Origin of the sequence: Streptomyces sp. NBC_00306 (genome assembly GCF_036169555.1) — a bacterium.
GTDB classification, from domain to species: domain Bacteria; phylum Actinomycetota; class Actinomycetes; order Streptomycetales; family Streptomycetaceae; genus Streptomyces; species Streptomyces achmelvichensis.
Genome location: NZ_CP108032.1, coordinates 1213512 through 1230293 on the forward strand (window position 1 = coordinate 1213512; position 16782 = coordinate 1230293).

Genomic DNA, 16782 nt, shown 5'->3' on the forward strand with positions numbered 1-16782 from the left:
GGCGTGACTACGCTCCCTCGCCGTCCTCGTCCGCGACGAGGTCGGCATAGGTCTCCACCATCTGGGTGCGGGAGTCCTCGAGATAGTCGGTGAGCAGCCGTTCGGCGGCGGTGCGGTCGCCGGCCTGGAGCGCGTCGAGAATGGCGCGGTTGCGGACGAGGTAGGGCTGGTGCAGCCGTCGGGGGTCGTCCACCACATGGAAGGCGAGCCGCAGTTCGGCGAGCACGCTGCGCATCAGTTCGTCGGTGCGGGCACTGCCGGCGAGGGCGACCAGTTCGCGGTGGAAATGGATGTTTGCGGTGGAAACGCCCTTCCAGTCCCTTTCGCGCTCGGATCGTTCACCGCCGGAGACCGCGGCTTCGAGCCGCTCGACGGCGTACGGCGGCTCGCCGAGACCGTGTACGACGGCACACTCGACGAGGAGGCGGGTGCGGTAGATGTCCATGACGTCCTGGACGGCGAGCATCCGCACGAAGACGCCGCGGTTGAGCTCGTGGACGAGCAGCCGTTCGTGGGTGAGCAGCCGGAACGCCTCGCGCAGGGTGTTGCGCGATACGCCGAGCGCCTTGCCGATGCTGTCCTCCGAGAGCCGCTCCCCCGGCGGGAAGTAGCCCTCCGCGATCCGGGTCCGCAGGATGTCCGCGACCCGTTCGGCCGTGCTGGTGCGACCCAACAGCGGCCGGTCGTCCGCCAGTCCGCCGGCCTCGGGCTCCGTCGTCCCCACAGCACCCCTCTCTCCTTCGCCGGCGGCTCCCGGCGATGCGCGAGCTCCATCGTAGAAGGAAGAACGACCCGACATGACTCTTGTCGGATCGTTCAACGATCCCCTACCTTGGCGCTACCGCACAGTCGCCAGCACCCTCTCCCCCTCTGCGAGGTGCAGATGAGTACGACCCAGGCACAGTCGAAGCAGGGCGAACTCCCCGAGGACACCGGCGCCTTCGCCTGGCTGCGGGCGCTCGGCCCCGGCGGCCGCCGCGCCTTCGGCGGCGCGTTCGGCGGATACGCCCTCGACTCCTACGACTACTTCACGCTGCCGCTGAGCATGGTGGCGATCTCCGCGTACTTCGCCCTCGACAACGGACAGACCGGACTTCTCACCACCGTCACCCTGGTGGTCTCCGCGGTGGGCGGCGCGCTCGCCGGAATCCTGGCCGACCGCATCGGCCGGGTGAAGGCCCTGATGATCACGGTGATCACCTACGCGGTCTTCACCGTGGCCTGCGGATTCGCCCCCAACTACGAGACGCTGATGGTCTTCCGGGCCCTCCAGGGACTCGGCTTCGGCGGCGAGTGGGCGGTCGGCGCGATTCTGGTCGCCGAGTACGCCGGCCCCAAGCACCGCGGCCGTACCCTCGGTGCCGTCCAGAGCGCGTGGGCGGCCGGCTGGGCGCTCGCCGTGATCGTCTACACCCTGGTCTTCGAGTTCCTCGACGCGGACACCGCGTGGCGCGTGATGTTCTGGACCGGCGCGCTGCCCGCTCTGCTGGTGATCTATGTACGGCGCCATGTCAAGGACGCTCCCGAAGCCGCCGCCCGGCGCAGCGCCAGCAGCGAGCGCGGTTCCTTCGGGGCCATCTTCAAGGGCGATCTGCTGCGGACGACACTCTTCGCCACGCTGCTGTCGACCGGTGTCCAGGGCGGCTACTACACACTCGCCACCTGGGTCCCCACGTATCTCAAGACCGAGCGGGGGCTGACGGTCGTCGGCACCGGCGGCTATCTCGCCTTCCTGATCTCCGGCGCCTTCCTCGGCTATCTCACCGGCGGCTATCTCACGGACCGCATCGGCCGCAAGAACAACATCACGCTCTTCGCCGCCCTCTCGGCGGCCGGGATTCTCGCCTACACGAACATTCCCTCCGGAGCGAACGGCCTGCTGCTCGTCCTCGGCTTCCCGCTCGGGTTCTGCATGTCCGCGATCTTCAGCGGCTTCGGCTCCTTCCTCAGCGAGCTCTACCCGACGGCCGTACGCGGCACGGGTCAGGGCTTCACCTACAACAGCGGCCGCGCGGTCGGCGCCTTCCTGCCCACGCTGGTCGGCTTCCTGTCCGACAGCTGGGGTGTGGGTGGTGCACTCATCCTCGGCGCCGCGGGTTACGCGCTGGCCGTGGTGGCGCTGTTCGGCCTCCCGGAGACGCGCGGCAGGGAGCTGCTGTGACGGCGTACAGCGCACCCTCCAAGCCCCTCGACGGGCGCGCGTTGAGCCCGGCCGCGGCCCGCACACGGTTCCGTTCCGGGCTGAGCAGCCCGACCGCGGGCATGGTCCCGGGCCACGCACAGGCCAACCTGATCGCGGTCCCCGCCGACTGGGCGAACGATGTGCGGGAGTTCTGCCGGCACAATCCGAAGCCCTGTCCGGTACTCGACGAGACCGACGCCGGTTCCTGGTCCACCACGCTCGCGCCGGGCGCGGACCTGCGCACCGATCTGCCGCGCTACCGGGTATGGGAGCACGGCGAGCTCGTCGACGAGCCCACCGATGTCGTGGAGCGGTGGCGCGGGGACCTCGTGTCGTTCCTCATCGGATGCAGCTTCACGTTCGAGTGGGCTCTGTCGGCGGCCGGCGTCCCGTTGCGCCATGTCGAGCAGGGCCGCAACGTCCCGATGTACGTGACCGACCGGCTCTGCCGTCCGGCGGGACGACTGCACGGACCGATGGTCGTCTCCATGCGTCCCGTACCGCCCGGGCACCTCGCCGCGGCGGTGAGCGCCAGTGCGGCGATGCCCGCGGTCCACGGCGCCCCGGTGCACAGCGGAGACCCGGCGGAGCTCGGCATCGAGGACCTGGACCGCCCCGACTTCGGGGACGCGGTGGTGCCGGAGCCGGGCGACATCCCGGTGTTCTGGGCCTGCGGAGTCACCCCGCAGGCGGCGGTCATGGCCTCCCGGCCGCCGTTCGCGATCACTCACGCACCGGGCCGGATGTTCATCACGGACGTCCGCGACGAGCAGTACCGCGTGGCCTGAACCCGCGGCCCGATCCGCGTGAACCGAGCAGAGGCAGGAAAGAAGGAGCACATGACCTGGGCGTCGATCGACCTCAACGCCGACCTCGGCGAAGGCTTCGGCCGCTGGCAACTCACCGACGACGAACAGCTGCTGTCCGTCGTCACCAGCGCCAACGTCGCCTGCGGCTTCCATGCCGGTGACGCGGCCACCATGCGCCGCGTGTGCACGCTTGCGGCCGAACGGTCGGTGCGGATCGGCGCCCAGGTCTCCTATCGCGACCTCGCCGGCTTCGGACGGCGTTCCATGGACGTGCCACCGGACGAGCTGGCGGCCGAGATCGCCTACCAGATCGGCGCGTTGGAGATCTTCGCCCGCGCCGCCGGCTCCCGGGTCTCGTATGTCAAACCGCACGGCGCGCTCTACAACCGTGTCGTGCACGACGAGGAGCAGGCGGCCGCCGTCGTCGAGGGCGTCATGCTGTCGGGTGAGCGCCTGCCGCTGCTCGGACTCCCCGGCTCGAAGCTGCACACCATGGCGGAGAAGGCCGGACTGCCGGCGATCACCGAGGCGTTCGCCGACCGCGCGTACACCGCCGAGGGAACGCTGGTGCCCCGGAGGGAGGAGGGCGCGGTCCTCACCGATCCGTCGGCCGTGGTCGAACGGTCCGTCAGCATGGCCCGGTTCGGGGTGGTCGCCGCGCGGTGCGGCAAGTCCGTTCCCGTCCGGGCCCGTTCACTGTGCCTGCACGGCGACACCCCCGGAGCCGTCGCCCTCGCCCGGCGCGTACGGCGGCAGTTGGAGGCCGCGGGTGTGCGCGTGGAGGCGTTCGTATGAGGGTGCTGCCGGTCGGTGACCGGGCTCTGCTCGTCGAACTCGTGGACGGCGACGAGGCCGGTGCGCTCCATGCCGAGCTGCTGCGCCGCCGGGCGGCGGGCACGCTCCGGCCGGTACGGGAGATCGTCCCGGCGGCACGGACCGTCCTGCTGGACGGGCTCGACGACCCGGGGCACTGGGCCGAGGAGCTCACGGGGTGGGACGTGCCACCGCTCCCCGCGCGCGTGGACGAAGCCATCGAGGTGCCGGTGCGCTACGACGGCCCTGACCTCGCCGACGTCGCCGCGTTGTGGCAGGTGACGGAGGCGCAGGTGGTGGAGATCCACGCGGCGACCGAATTCCGCGTCGCCTTCTGCGGATTCGCCCCCGGGTTCGGCTATCTGACCGGCCTCCCGCAGCAGTACGCCGTGCCGCGCCGGGCGACCCCGCGCACCGCGGTCCCCGCCGGTTCCCTCGGTCTCGCCGGTCCGTACACCGGGATCTATCCGCGCTCCTCCCCCGGCGGCTGGCAACTGATCGGTTCCACGGCTCTGGAGCTGTGGGACCCGGCCCGCGAGCCGGCCGCCCTCCTCTCCCCCGGGACCCGGGTGCGCTTCGTGCCGGAGGGCCGATGACCGACCGGGCGATCGCCGTCGTACGGGCCGGGGCGCTGAGCACCGTGCAGGATCTGGGCCGCCCGGGGCACGCCCACCTCGGCGTGCCCCGGTCCGGGGCGCTCGACGCGCCGGCAGCCCGGACGGTCAACCGTCTGGTGGGCAACGCGGAGGGCGCGGCCGTCCTGGAGACCACGCTCAACGGCTGTGCGCTGCGCCCGCGTTGCGCGGTCACCGTGGCGGTCGGCGGGGCGCCCTGCCCGGTCACCGTCGACGGACGGCCCGTGGCCTGGGGAGCACCGGTCCGGGTGGCCGCGGGCTCCCTCATCGAGGCCGGCTGGGCCGCGCGGGGCGTCCGGTCGTATGTGGCGGTCGCCGGAGGGTTCGCGGTGGAACCCGTCCTGGGCAGCCGCTCCACGGACCTGCTGTCCGGTCTCGGACCGGCGCCGCTCGCGGACGGCGCGGTGCTGCCGCTCGGCAGGCCCACCGGGCAGCCGGCGCGACTCGACGGCGGTGTGCCGTGGCCCGCGCCGCCCGCGGAACTGATCCTGCGCGTACGGCTGGGACCGCGCGCGGACTGGTTCACGGACGGGGCCCTGCGCACGCTGTCCTCCGGCGGATACCGGGTCTCGGCGTCGAGCAACCGTATCGGGCTGCGGACGGAAGGCCCCGCGCTGGAGCGGGCGCGGACCGGTGAACTGCCCAGCGAGGGCATGGTGCTGGGGGCGGTCCAGGTGCCGCCGGACGGCTGCCCGGTGGTCTTCCTCGCCGATCATCCGACGACCGGGGGCTATCCGGTGGTGGCGGTGGTCGACCCGCGGGACATCCCCGCCACGGCCCAGGCGGCACCCGGCACCCCGGTCCGTTTCGTCCCCGTCCGCTGACGGAGCCCGGATCAGCGAACGGCGGACGGCGGACACGCGGCAGACCTCAGACCGGCTCCCCGTAGCCACCGCCGCCGGGCGTCCTGACCACCAGGACGTCGTCCGGCCCCACGTCCACCGAATCGACGCCCTTCAGTTCCGTCACACCCCCGTCGGCGCGCTCCACCCGGTTCTCGCCGAGCGCGCCCGCCGCACCGCCCGCCATCCCGTACGGTGCGACGCGGCGGTGCCCGGTGAGCAGTGCCACCGTCATCGGCTCCAGGAAGCGGATCCTGCGTTCGACGCCCTGTCCGCCGTGCCACCGGCCGTCGCCCGCGCTGTCGTCGCGTACCGCGAAGGCGTCCACCCGCACCGGATAGCGCCACTCCAGCACCTCGGGGTCGGTGAGCCGCGAGTTGGTCATGTGCGTCTGGACGGCGTCGGCGCCGTCGAACCCGTCCCCCGCCCCCGAACCGCTCGCCACCGTCTCGTAGTACTGCACCCGGTCGTTGCCGAACGTCAGGTTGTTCATCGTGCCGGAGCCCTCCGCCTGGACGCCGAGCGCCGCGTAGAGCGCGCCGGTGACGGCCTGCGAGGTCTCGACATTGCCCGCGACGGTCGCCGCCGGGTGGACGGGCGCCAGCATGGATCCTTCCGGCACCCGGACCTCCAGCGGCTCCAGACAGCCGCTGTTGAGCGGGATGTCGTCGGCGACGAGCGTGCGGAAGACATAGAGCACGGCCGCCATCACCACTGAGGTGGGCGCGTTGACGTTGCCCGGCTGCTGCGGCGAGGTGCCGGTGAAGTCGATGACGGCGCTGCGTTCGTCGCGGTCCACCAGCAGCGCGACACGGATGACCGCGCCGCCGTCGGTCTCGTAGCAGTACTCACCGTCGTCGAGATCGGCCACGATCCTGCGGACCGATTCCTCGGCGTTGTCGCGGACGTGGCGCATATAGGCCTGGACGACGTCGAGCCCGAACTCGTCGACCATACGGCGCAGTTCCTCGATGCCCTTCTCGTTGGCCGCGATCTGGGCGCGCAGGTCGGCGAGGTTGGTGTCGGGTGCCCGGGAGGGGTACGCCGCCGTGGTCAGCAGCTCGCGTGTCTCCTCCTCGCGCAGCACGCCGTCCCGGACGAGCAGCCAGTTGTCGAAGAGCACGCCCTCCTGGTCGATCGTCTCGCTGAAGGCGGGCATCGAGCCGGGGGTGATGCCGCCGATCTCCGCGTGGTGCCCGCGGGAGGCGACGAGGAAGCGCAGCTCGTCACCGTCGAACACGGGCGTCACCACGGTCACATCGGGCAGATGCGTGCCGCCGTGGTACGGATCGTTGATGGCGTAGACGTCGCCCGGCCGCAGTCCGTCCCCGTTGCGGCGCAGCACCTCCTTGATCGACTCGCCCATCGAGCCGAGGTGTACGGGAATGTGGGGCGCGTTGGCGATCAGATTGCCCTCCGCGTCGAAGAGGGCGCACGAGAAGTCCAGCCGTTCCTTGATGTTGACGGAGTGGGCGGTGTTCTCCAAGCGCACCCCCATCTGCTCGGCGATGGCCATGAAGAGGTTGTTGAAGACCTCCAGCAGCACCGGGTCGACGTCGGTGCCGACGGCGGTCCTGCCGGGCCGGGGCCGTACGCGCGTCAGAAGCAGATGACCGCCCTCGTCCGGCGCGGCCCGCCAGCCGGGGTCGACGACCGTGGTGGCGTCGGACTCGGCGATGATCGCGGGCCCTTCGACGGTGTCGCCGTGCCCGATGTCGGCGCGCCGGTACAGCGGCACCTCCTGCCGCTCACCTTCCACGAACATCGGAACGCGGGCCCGTGGCGCGAACTCGCCCCCGCCCTCGGTCTCCTCGACGACATGAGCGCCGTGTTCGCCCGCCGTCCCCACCGCCTCGACGGAGACCGCCTCCACGACGAGCGGCTTGTCCATGGTGAAGGCGTAACGGGCCCGGTGGGCCGAGGTGAAGGACTCCCGCATGGCGGCCGCGCCCTCCAGCGGTACGGGCAGGCTCGCGTCCGTGCCGGCGTAGCGGAGCAGGACGCGAGCGTGGGTGGTGATCGCGTCGTCCGGGACGTTGTCGTCGCGCAGTTCGGCCCGGGTGCGGCCGGCCAGCTCGTCGCAGAGGGTGCCGACCCGCGCGCAGGTCTCCTCGTCCAGTTCCGCCTCCACGGACTGCTCCAGCATGGCGGTCGCGTCTGCGAGGCCGATGCCGTACGCGGACAGCACGCCCGCGAGCGGGGGCACGATCACGGTGTCGACGCCCAGGGCGTCCGCGACGGCGCAGGCGTGCTGGCCGCCCGCGCCGCCGAAGGAGTTGAGGGCGTAGCCGGTGACGTCGTGGCCACGCTGGACGGAGATCTTCTTCACCGCGTTCGCCATGTTCAGCACGGCGATCTCGAGGAATCCGGCAGCGACCTCCTCGGGGGTGCGCCGGACTCCGCTCTCCCGGCGGACCTCCTCGGCGAGTTCGGTGAACCGCTCCCGTACGACGTCGCCGTCCAGCGGCCGGTCGCCGTCGGACCCGAAGACGGCGGGGAAGTGGTCGGGCTGGATCCGGCCGAGCATCACATTGGCGTCGGTCACCGTGAGGGGCCCGCCGCGGCGGTAGCAGGCGGGTCCGGGGTCCGCGCCCGCCGAGTCGGGGCCGACCCGGTACCGGCGGCCGTCGAAGTGGAGCACGGAACCGCCGCCGGCGGCGACGGTGTGGATGTTCATCATCGGCGCCCGCATCCGCACGCCGGCGACCTGAGTGCCGAGTTCGCGCTCGAACTCCCCCGCGTAGTGGGACACATCGGTGGACGTACCACCCATGTCGAAGCCGATGACCCGCCCGAAACCGGCCTGTTGGGCGGTGCGCGCCATACCGACGACCCCGCCGGCCGGTCCCGACAGGACGGCGTCCTTGCCCCGGAAGTGGGCGGCCTCGCGCAGTCCTCCGTTGGACTGCATGAACATCAGCCGGATGTCGGCGAGTTCGGAGGCGACCTCGTCGACGTAGCGCCGGAGGATGGGTGAGAGGTAGGCGTCCACGACGGTCGTGTCGCCGCGCGGCACGATCTTGATGAGCGGGCTGACCTCGTGGGAGCAGCTGATCTGGGTGTAGCCGAGTTCGTGTGCGGCTTCGGCGATGCGCTGCTCGTGGCCGGGGTGACGGTAGCCGTGCATCAGCACGATCGCCGCGCTGCGGAAGCCCTCGGCGCGCGCCGCCGTCAGCTGCTCGGTGACGTCGTCCAGGTCGAGCGGCCGGATGATCTCCCCGTGCGCGTCGACGCGTTCGGGGACCTCGATGACCTTCTCGTACACGGCCTCGGGCAGGACGATCCTGCGGTCGAAGATCCGCGGCCGGTTCTGGTAGGCGATGCGCAGGGCGTCCCGGAAGCCCTCGGTGACGACCAGGACGGTCGGTTCACCGCGGCGCTCCAGCAGGGCGTTCGTCGCAACGGTCGTGCCCATCTTCACGCTGTCGACGCGGTCGGCCGGCACGGGCTGGTCGGGCCCGGTGCCGAGCAACAGCCGAATCCCCGCCACGGCCGCGTCCCGATAACGCTCGGGGTTGTGCGAGAGCAGCTTCCGGGTCACCAGCCTGCCGTCGGGGCGTCGGCCCACGACGTCGGTAAAGGTGCCGCCACGGTCGATCCAGAACTCCCAGCGCCCGCTCATTCCCCCATTCTGGCAAGCGGGACCTCCAGGGACACGGCGGCGAGGGCGACGGAGAGTGCGTGCTCCGCGCTCCGGTCCAGGCGTTCGCTGGTGCCGCGCGCCCAGTGGCGCACTTCGGAACCGGCGAGTCGCATCAGCTGCGGCAGCAGATCGTTGCAGCGTCGGGCCACCCAGCCGGTACCCGCCGTGGCGAGCCACAGCAGGGAGGCCGCCCTGGTCGGCGGGGGCTGGGTCGGCTCGGCGCCTGGCGCCTGACCGCGGGCGAGCCCGTACCTGCCGAGCAGTTCGTGGAAGCGCAGCGCGATCATGCGGTGGCCACGCTCCCCCGGATGCAGCCGGTCCGCGCTCCACATGGACCGGTCGAGGACCCAGGCGCCGTCGCTCGCGTGGAGATGGACGGCGTCGTAGCGGGCGGACAGGGCGTGCACGACCGCGTTGACCGCACGCTGGCGACGGGCGAGCGGCCGGGCGAGCGGGAGCGGAAGCCCCAGCATGGTCCCCGGGTCGGGGAGGCAGGCGGTCAGCAGGACGGTGCCCCGTGCCGTCAGCCGGTCGAAGACGGAGTCGAGGCGGCGGGTGACCTCCTCGATGTCGAAGGTGCGGCGCAGGGTGTCGTTGACGCCGACGACCACGGAGGCGATGTCGGGCCGGAAGGCCAGCGCCTCGGGTGCCTGCCGCTCGGCGACGTCCTCGGTGAGGGCGCCGCTGACGGCGAAGTTGCGGAACTCGGCCGGTGCCGAGCGGTCCCCCAGCCCGGCCGCGAGGAGGGCGGCCCAGCCCCGCCAGCCGTCGCCGACCCGGTCGCCGACGCCTTCCGTGAGGGAGTCGCCGAGGGCCGCGAACCGCAGGGCACGCGGCGGTGCGGACGGGGTGTCGCTCCCGGGGCCGGGAACCGCTGTGAGCGGGCGGACCGGTGCCTGGGGTGCCAGGGGCGCCGGGCGGACGATGACGCCGGAACCCGGCAGCTCGGGTGCGGGGGCGAGGTCCGGTACGGGGTAGACCTCCGCGCCCGCGACGATCGCGGTACGCCCCGGCGCGGTCGGGTCCGCGGTGGCCGACGAGGGACGCGGAGAGCTCGGCGACGGGAGCACGGTGGCTGCTGTCGGATGCGGGGTCGCCGCCGCCGGATGCGCAGTGGCTGCTGTCGGATGCGCGGTGGCTGTCGGTTCCGGGGCGGCCACCGACGGGTCGGCCTGCGACGCGTCGGCGAGTGCCCCCGCGGGCGAGGCCGTCATACCGTCACTCCCTCTCCGAGGACGTGCGGTGCGGGCCGGCCGGCCGGCCGGCCGGCCGGGGCCTCCAGCGCGTCGAGGAAGGCGGTCACCGACCGCTGCCAGTCGAAGAGCTCGGCGCGCGCCCTGGCCGCCTCGCGGCGTTCCCGCTCCGGGCGGGCGAGCAGCCCCTGTACGGCCTGGGCGAAGTCCTGCGGGGTGTCCTCGGTAGCGGCTCCCGCGTCGCCGATCACCTCGGGCAGGGCCGACGAGGCGCTCGCGACGACGGGGGTCCCGCAGGCCAGTGCCTCCAGGGCCGAGAGCCCGAAGGTCTCCGCGGGACCGGGGGCGAGGCAGATGTCCGCCGCCGCCTGCAGGTCGGCCACGGCCTCGCGGTCGCCGACGTATCCGAGGAACTCGGCCGGCAGCCGCTCCGCCCGTGCCCGGCGGATCAGGGAGGTCCGCAGCGGGCCGTCGCCGGCGACGACGAGCGTGGCCCGTACTCCGCGCCGGCGCAGTTCCGCGAGTGCGTCCAGGGCCATGCCGGGGCGCTTCTCCACCGACAGCCGGGAGCAGAGAAGCAGCAGCACATCGGCCCCGGCCGCGTGCTCGGCCCGCAGGACCGTGCTGCGCCGCCCGGGACGGCAGTGGACCAGGTCGACCCCGAGAGGCGCGCGGACGACGTTGCGTGCCCCGATGCGCACGAACTCGCGCTCCGCCCACTCGGTGGTGCACACGATGCGCGAGTAGGCCCAGGCGCTGCGGCGGTTCAGCCGGTCGGCGGCGCGGGCCGCGACGCCTTCGGACAGTCCCCAGGTGCGCAGCACCCCGTCCGCGGTTTCGTGGGAGACCATCACGGAGTGGACCCTGTGGCGCCGTGCCCATTCACCGGTCCACCGCAGGGTGGTGCGGTCGGAGACCTCCAGCCGGTCGGGTCCGACGCTGTCGAGGACCTCCCGCAGGCGCCGCTTGGCGGCGAGTACGCGGTAGCCGCCGGTGCCCGGTATCTCGGGCCCGGGCAGGGTGATCACCCGGCCCTGCGGGGTCATCCGGTCGCTCTCCACGTCGCCGGGCACGATCAGCACCGGCTCGTGGCCGGCGGCGAGGTAGCCCTGGCCGAGTTCGCGCAGCGCCGTGCGCAGGCCCCCGGAGGCGGGGGTGACGAAGTTCGCCAGTCGTACGATCCGCAGGCCGCTCATGCCGCCACCGCCGTCCGGGCGCCGAGGACCTCGGCGTAGTGGTCGAGCAGGGCGTCGCCGATCACGGCCCAGGTCCGTCCTTCGACGGCGGCCCTTCCGGCGCGGCCGTAGGCGGCCCGCAGCTGCGGGTCCGCGGCGAGGGTGGCGACGGCGGTCCGTACCGCTTCGCCGTCCCGCGGCTCGACGAGCAGGCCGGTGTGCAGGTGGTCGACGAGGTCGAGCGGTCCGCCCGCGGCGGGTGCGATGACGGGAACGCCGCTGGCCATGGCCTCCTGCACGGTCTGGCAGAAGGTCTCGTACGGTCCGGTGTGCGCGAAGACGTCCAGCGAGGCGAAGATCCGGGCGAGGTCCGCGCCGGTCCTTCGGCCGAGGAAGACGGCTGCGGGCAGCGCGGTGCGCAGGGACGGCTCGCTCGGGCCGTCGCCGACGACGACCACCCGTACACCGGGTGTGGCGCAGGCCCCGGCGAGGAGTTCGACGTGCTTCTCGGGGGCGAGGCGCCCCACATAGCCGACGATCAGCTCGCCGTTCGGGGCGAGGCTGCGGCGCAGCTGCTCGTCCCGCAGTTCCGGCCGGAAACGCGCGGTGTCCACGCCGCGCGGCCACAGCCGCACCCTCTCGACGCCGTGTTCCTCCAGATCCCGCAGGGCAGCGGTGGAGGGGGCGAGGGTGCGGTCGGCCGCGCTGTGCACGGTACGGATACGCCGCCAGGCGGCGTTCTCGCCCGCGCCGACATAGGTACGGGCATAACCGGCGAGGTCGGTCTGGTAGACCGCGACGGCCGGCAGCCCCAGCTTGGACGCGGCGGCCATGCCGCGTACGCCGAGGACGAACGGGCTGGCCAGGTGGACCAGCTCGGCCCGGTGGGCGGCGATCGTCGCCGCCACCTTGCGGCTGGGAAGCGCCACCCGTACCTGCGGATAGCCGGGGAGCGGCAGGGAGGGCACGCGCACCACCGGGCAGGGTGCGCTCTCGTCGGAGCCGTCCGCCCCGGCGACGGCCGGGGCGATGACGAGCGGGTCATGGCCGCGCGCGGCGAGATGCCGGGCGGTCTGCAGGGCGCAGTGCGCCACACCATTGACGTCTGGCGGAAATGATTCGGTGATGATGACGACTCGCATACCCGTGTTGTCGTCTGGCCCGGGGTGGCTGCGACAACGTGGATCTTTCCGCTTGTGGAACGTCCCATGAGCGTTTGTGGCGGCGTCCCTGATGTCACACTGCGGGCATGTCCGGGCCGATTCTGCTCCGTACGGCCGTTTGCACCTCGGCCTCCTCGGCCGGATCGGCGGCCAGCCGGCGCAGCCTCTCGGCCACGCGGACGTCACCGGTCTCGGCGTGCAGCGCCGCGACTTCGCGGGTGGTCTCCTCGCAGTCCCACAGGCATTCCACGGCGAATCCGGTGGCGAACGACCCGTCGGTGCAGGCCAGGGCGCGGGCGGCCCTGCCGCGCAGGCAGGAGGAGGCGGTCTCGCGGTAGATGTGGCGCAGGACGGGTGCGGCGCAGGCGATGCCGAGCCGCCCGGCCCCGTCGACGAGGGTCCACAGCAGCGGGGCGTCCGGGCCGTCGGCCCGCACGGTCTCCCGCAGTGCGCCGAGGACCAGCGTGGCGTCCTGTGCGGTGCCGCGGCAGGCGAGGACACCGGCGGCCGAGGCGCCGAGGGCGTCGGGCCGGTGGACCCAGCCGCGCGCCCGGTCGACGGCTTCGTCGCCGCACATCCGCTCGAACGCGGCGACGGCGGCCTCGGCGACCGTCCGCGACCCGGTGCCGACGGCGGCCTCGATCAGGTCGAGGACGGCGGGGTCGCGTGACTGGGCGAGGTAGTGCAGCGCCGCGCAGCGGGCGCCGTCGGCCCCGTCGCGTGCGGCGGCGAGGATGGCGGGCCGGTCCTCGGACCCGGCCACGGCGGACAGACAGCGGGCAGCGGGCACATGCAGCGCGGCGCCGCGCTCGACACCTTCGTCGGCCCAGTCGAAGACGGCCTGGACACTCCAGCCCGGACGGGGCCCGGACGGTCGCATCTGGCGCTGCCAGCGGTCGAAGGAGCCTGCCTCCCGGGCCGCGCGGACCCGGGCGCCGACGTTCTCGCGCCGATCGTCCGCCCACAGCCGCCACGGCCGGGGTTCGAAGGCGTCGCGGACGGCGGCGGCCAGTTCGGCCTCACCCTCGGGGGTGGCCGGGAAACGGGCGAGGACGGGGACCGCGAGGGCACGCAGTCCGGCGTCGTCGTCGCGCAGGGCCAGTTCGTCCAGGGCCCACGCCCAGTTGGCGCCGGTGGCGGCATAGCCGCGCAACAGCGCGAGGGCGTCGGTCCTGCCGTAGGAGGCGAGATGCCCGAGCACCGCGAGCGCGAGGCCGGTCCTGGCCTCGTCGGTGTCGAGGTGGTCGTCGGTGTCGCTCAGGTGCCGCTCGATCTCCTCGAGACCGCCGTGGAGGTCGAGGTAGAGGCGGGCGTAGTAGAGGGAGCGGTTCTCGACCTGCCAGTCGTGGCGGGGGTCGTGGAGCACGCAGTGATTGAGGGCGGCGAGCGCTTCGGCGCGCGGCGCGGCGAGCGCGTGCAGCGTGCCGTCGCCGCGGCCCCTCTGCAGCAGGCCGAGCAAGGTGCCGCTCGGCGCTATGACTGGATCGAACATGGGGAGAGCCTCACATCAAGCTGTCGACGCAACCGGGGAGATCCGGGGAAATCCGGGCAAGGGGATGCCTAGGCCGCGCAGCAACATGTAGGGCCGCCCGTCGTCGTCTTCCGCTTGGTGTAGACCATCGTCCTGCCTCTCGTCGGTGGCCCCAGGGGAACTCCCGGATGAAGTCCGGGGTAGGGCCCGACGTCATGATGACCCACCCATTTCGCCACCGCGACCACATTTACGGCGTCCCTCCCGGCGGCCTTCCGGCAACCGGTCACCGGCCGCCGAAGAGCTCCAGGAGCTCTGTCTTCCCAAACATCTGCGCAGTATCCACGGCGGAGGGCGTACCTGCGGAAGGATCCGCTCCGCCGGCCAGCAGAACGCGGATGACATCGTCCTCGCCCTTGAAGACTGCACCGGCGAGCGGGGTCTGGCCGCGGTCGTTGGGACGGTCCGGCTCGGCGCCGCGGGCGAGCAGCGCCTCCACGGCGGAGGCGTGGCCGTGGTAGGCGGCGAGCATGACGAGGGTGTCACCGCGGTCGTTGGTGAGATTCGCGGGCACACCGGCGTCGACGTACGCGGCGAGCGTCTCGGTCTCGCCCTGCCGCGCCAGGTCGAAGACCTTGGTCGCGAGTTCGATCACCTCGGGATCCGGGGCTTCGCTCATCGGACGGACCGCCTCTCACTGCGTTGACCTGGGGCGCACGGCAAGAACAGCCGTACGAGTGAATCGTCAGAGTACTGCCCGGCGACCGGGACGGAGCGGCGCGCCCGAGGCATGGATCACCCATGAGGGAGGCACTGTGCCGTGCGAGCGCGGAGTGTGCCCCTCGAGCGGAGACCCGGCGTCCGCCAGTGGAGTGGAATCTTGGGATTTTCACCCATTTGCACCTTTTATCGCATAGATACTTCCTGTGAGGCTGGAAGTACTCAAGGTGACTGTCCCCTCACCCAGGAGAACTCATCATGATCCTGTCCATCTCAGGCGTCGTGCTGCTGCTCATCATCGTCTTCCTGTTCTTCAGGAAGGACGGCCTCAAGGCCTCCCACGCCGTCGTCTGCACCCTCTTCGGCTTCTTCCTTGCGGGCACGGCCATCGCCCCCAGCATCAAGGCCGGCAGCCAGAGCCTCGCCAGCCTGCTGGGCGGGATCAAGTTCTGACCACTCCCGCCCCCATCGGTACATCCGCATTCAGCACCCCCAGGAGACCCACGTGGCCCGGCGACCACTCCCCCGCATTCTGAGTAGCGGAACAGCGCAGATCGCCCGGAGCCGGGAGATCGCGCGCACGGCCGCCGACAACGCCACGGACGTACTCCATCCGCTGATCACGGTCTCCCGTGGTCTGCGGAAGCTGGCCGGACTGACCCGGCTGCGGTGGGCCGCCACACCCAAGGAACGGCGTGGTCCCACCCTGTTCCTGGTCGCGGGCGGCGTCCTGGTGGTCGCGCTCATCCCGTACGGGCCGCTTCTGGCCCTCATCTCGGTGATGGCCGCGGCCGCCTGGAAGGGACGGGTGCGCGAACCGGTGAAGACGGGGCCCGACGAGGCGGAGATCGGACGGCTCAAGGCGCTCTACGAAGCCCTGGTGCCCTACTTCTCGGTCCCCGACGACCCGGCCCCGCTCTTCGCCCACGGTGGCGACTGGTCAGGCGCCTTCAGTGAGTACGCCTTCGACGACGACGGCCGTCTGACCCGGCTGCACATCGCCTACCCGGCGTACTTCACAGACGGTGAGGCGCAGTCCCGCGACCGGATCGAGCAGCTTCTGCACGCCAAGTCCGGCCGCGGCCGGGAGTACCACTTCACCTGGGACGAGGAGGGCAACCGCCTCGTCATGAGCGTCCTGCCCGCCCTGTCCACGGCCATCGCCGCCCAGCGCTTCGTCACCGTCCCCGGCGAGACCGTGCTGGGCTTCACCGACGAGGGCGCCGTCCAGCGCACCGTGCCGGTGGCCCAGGGCGAGGAGACACGGGACGCGCCGCCGGTGATCTGGCGTACGGGTCCGCGCTCAACGGAGCCGCATCTGCTGGTGGTCGGCGAATCGGGCAGCGGCACCACGACCCTTCTCCGGTCCATCGCGCTCCAGGCGCTCCAGCACGGCGACGTGCTGATCGTCGAGGGCAGCGGCACCGGTGAGTACGCCTGCCTGACCGGACGCTCCGGTGTGCTGGCCGTCGAGTGCGGACTGGCCGGGGCGCTCGCCAGCCTGGAATGGGCCGCGCACGAGACCGAGCGCCGTCTGATCGCCGCGAACCGCGCCCGCCAGGCCGGGCAGTCCGTCCCCGAGGACACCAAGCGGCCGCTGTGGATCCTGGTGGACCGCCCGAGCATCTTCGGCCACCTCGCCGCGGCCGACGGGGACACCGAGCCCCAGCAGCTGCTCCAGGTGCCGCTGCGGCACGGCCGCGCCGCCCAGGTCACGGTCGTGGTGGCGGAGCAGTTCGACAGCCTGGACGCACTGACCGAGACCGTACGGACGCACACCCGCGGCCGCGTGGTGCTCGGCCCCGCGACCCCGGAACAGATCAGCACCGTGCTCGGGACGACGCCCCACACCACGCCGACGCCGGACGTCCCGCCCGGCCGCGGCTACGCACGGCTCGGCACCGGCCCGGTGCTGCGGCTCCAGGTGCCGGCGACCCCCGACCCGTACGACGACGCGACGAGCGAGGCACACCGCCAGGCCGTGCTGGAGCTGCTGCCCGAGTACATCGACGGGCGGGCGCCGGACGAGGCCGCGGAGCCGGTGGCGCAGGTGAAGAAGACGGAGAAGGCCGAGGCCGGGGCGCCCGACCCGGTACCGGCCGAGGGCTGACCCGGCCCGGACGGCCGCTGCCGGGA

The 16782-nt window shown here is 72.5% G+C and carries 14 protein-coding genes; 7 read left to right on the plus strand and 7 right to left on the minus strand.

Features of this window, described 5'->3' with window-relative positions:
- Nucleotides 1–7: 7 nt before the first annotated feature.
- Nucleotides 8–724: a GntR family transcriptional regulator gene (locus tag OHA05_RS05360; RefSeq protein ID WP_328859955.1), complete on the minus strand. Its 717-nt coding sequence runs from the start codon at nt 722–724 to the stop codon at nt 8–10.
- A 159-nt stretch (nt 725–883) separates the two neighbouring features.
- Here OHA05_RS05360 and OHA05_RS05365 point away from each other — a divergent pair, with 159 nt between their 5' ends.
- From OHA05_RS05365 to OHA05_RS05385, 5 genes are read left to right on the plus strand one after another with little or no spacing between them, the layout of a single operon-like run.
- Entirely contained in the window at nt 884–2161 is a 1278-nt protein-coding gene (locus OHA05_RS05365; protein WP_313947548.1) for an MFS transporter, read from the plus strand.
- A complete protein-coding gene (locus tag OHA05_RS05370) occupies nt 2158–2970 on the plus strand; it encodes a putative hydro-lyase (RefSeq protein WP_328859956.1) in 813 nt (270 codons plus the stop codon). Before OHA05_RS05365 ends, OHA05_RS05370 begins: the two co-directional genes overlap by 4 nt.
- Nucleotides 2971–3021: 51 nt before the next feature.
- Nucleotides 3022–3786: a LamB/YcsF family protein gene (locus OHA05_RS05375; protein ID WP_313947546.1), complete on the plus strand. Its 765-nt coding sequence runs from the start codon at nt 3022–3024 to the stop codon at nt 3784–3786.
- Nucleotides 3783–4400, plus strand: a complete 618-nt coding sequence (pxpB, locus tag OHA05_RS05380; protein WP_328859957.1) for a 5-oxoprolinase subunit PxpB — start codon at nt 3783–3785, stop codon at nt 4398–4400. Before OHA05_RS05375 ends, pxpB begins: the two co-directional genes overlap by 4 nt.
- Complete coding sequence (locus OHA05_RS05385) at nt 4397–5263, plus strand: biotin-dependent carboxyltransferase family protein (protein ID WP_328859958.1); 867 nt, start codon at nt 4397–4399, stop codon at nt 5261–5263. The genes pxpB and OHA05_RS05385 overlap by 4 nt, the downstream gene beginning before the upstream one ends.
- A gap of 46 nt (nt 5264–5309) precedes the next feature.
- Here the strand turns inward: OHA05_RS05385 and OHA05_RS05390 are convergent, their stop codons facing one another.
- From OHA05_RS05390 to OHA05_RS05415, 6 genes are all read right to left on the minus strand, one after another.
- A complete protein-coding gene (locus OHA05_RS05390) occupies nt 5310–8903 on the minus strand; it encodes a hydantoinase B/oxoprolinase family protein (protein WP_328859959.1) in 3594 nt (1197 codons plus the stop codon).
- Entirely contained in the window at nt 8900–10138 is a 1239-nt protein-coding gene (locus tag OHA05_RS05395) for a GDSL-type esterase/lipase family protein (protein ID WP_443043635.1), read from the minus strand. The genes OHA05_RS05390 and OHA05_RS05395 overlap by 4 nt, the downstream gene beginning before the upstream one ends.
- Nucleotides 10135–11313 (minus strand): glycosyltransferase, encoded by a 1179-nt coding sequence (locus OHA05_RS05400; protein ID WP_328859960.1) that lies wholly within the window; start codon nt 11311–11313, stop codon nt 10135–10137. Before OHA05_RS05400 ends, OHA05_RS05395 begins: the two co-directional genes overlap by 4 nt.
- Nucleotides 11310–12434, minus strand: a complete 1125-nt coding sequence (locus tag OHA05_RS05405) for a glycosyltransferase family 4 protein (RefSeq protein ID WP_328859961.1) — start codon at nt 12432–12434, stop codon at nt 11310–11312. Before OHA05_RS05405 ends, OHA05_RS05400 begins: the two co-directional genes overlap by 4 nt.
- Nucleotides 12435–12528: 94 nt before the next feature.
- Nucleotides 12529–13947, minus strand: a complete 1419-nt coding sequence (locus tag OHA05_RS05410) for a HEAT repeat domain-containing protein (RefSeq protein ID WP_328859962.1) — start codon at nt 13945–13947, stop codon at nt 12529–12531.
- Nucleotides 13948–14212: 265 nt separating this feature from the next.
- Nucleotides 14213–14605: an ankyrin repeat domain-containing protein gene (locus OHA05_RS05415; RefSeq protein ID WP_313947539.1), complete on the minus strand. Its 393-nt coding sequence runs from the start codon at nt 14603–14605 to the stop codon at nt 14213–14215.
- 299 nt (nt 14606–14904) lie between these two features.
- On the opposite strand from OHA05_RS05415, the gene OHA05_RS05420 reads away from it, so the two are divergent.
- Nucleotides 14905–15099 (plus strand): hypothetical protein, encoded by a 195-nt coding sequence (locus tag OHA05_RS05420; RefSeq protein WP_313947538.1) that lies wholly within the window; start codon nt 14905–14907, stop codon nt 15097–15099.
- Between the two features lie 52 nt (nt 15100–15151).
- Nucleotides 15152–16756 (plus strand): ATP-binding protein, encoded by a 1605-nt coding sequence (locus tag OHA05_RS05425; protein ID WP_328859963.1) that lies wholly within the window; start codon nt 15152–15154, stop codon nt 16754–16756.
- The last annotated feature ends 26 nt before the right edge of the window (nt 16757–16782 follow it).

What these genes read in the sequence shown, in the direction of transcription:
- OHA05_RS05410 (WP_328859962.1), bottom strand. Translation starts at nt 13,947, where the DNA reads ATGTTCGATCCAGTCATAGCGCCGAGCGGCACCTTGCTCGGCCTGCTG.
- OHA05_RS05375 (WP_313947546.1), top strand. Translation starts at nt 3,022, where the DNA reads ATGACCTGGGCGTCGATCGACCTCAACGCCGACCTCGGCGAAGGCTTC.
- OHA05_RS05420 (WP_313947538.1), top strand. Translation starts at nt 14,905, where the DNA reads ATGATCCTGTCCATCTCAGGCGTCGTGCTGCTGCTCATCATCGTCTTC.
- OHA05_RS05405 (WP_328859961.1), bottom strand. Translation starts at nt 12,434, where the DNA reads ATGCGAGTCGTCATCATCACCGAATCATTTCCGCCAGACGTCAATGGT.
- OHA05_RS05365 (WP_313947548.1), top strand. Translation starts at nt 884, where the DNA reads ATGAGTACGACCCAGGCACAGTCGAAGCAGGGCGAACTCCCCGAGGAC.
- OHA05_RS05395 (WP_443043635.1), bottom strand. Translation starts at nt 10,138, where the DNA reads ATGACGGCCTCGCCCGCGGGGGCACTCGCCGACGCGTCGCAGGCCGAC.
- OHA05_RS05400 (WP_328859960.1), bottom strand. Translation starts at nt 11,313, where the DNA reads ATGAGCGGCCTGCGGATCGTACGACTGGCGAACTTCGTCACCCCCGCC.
- OHA05_RS05385 (WP_328859958.1), top strand. Translation starts at nt 4,397, where the DNA reads ATGACCGACCGGGCGATCGCCGTCGTACGGGCCGGGGCGCTGAGCACC.
- OHA05_RS05390 (WP_328859959.1), bottom strand. Translation starts at nt 8,903, where the DNA reads ATGAGCGGGCGCTGGGAGTTCTGGATCGACCGTGGCGGCACCTTTACC.
- OHA05_RS05415 (WP_313947539.1), bottom strand. Translation starts at nt 14,605, where the DNA reads ATGAGCGAAGCCCCGGATCCCGAGGTGATCGAACTCGCGACCAAGGTC.
- pxpB (WP_328859957.1), top strand. Translation starts at nt 3,783, where the DNA reads ATGAGGGTGCTGCCGGTCGGTGACCGGGCTCTGCTCGTCGAACTCGTG.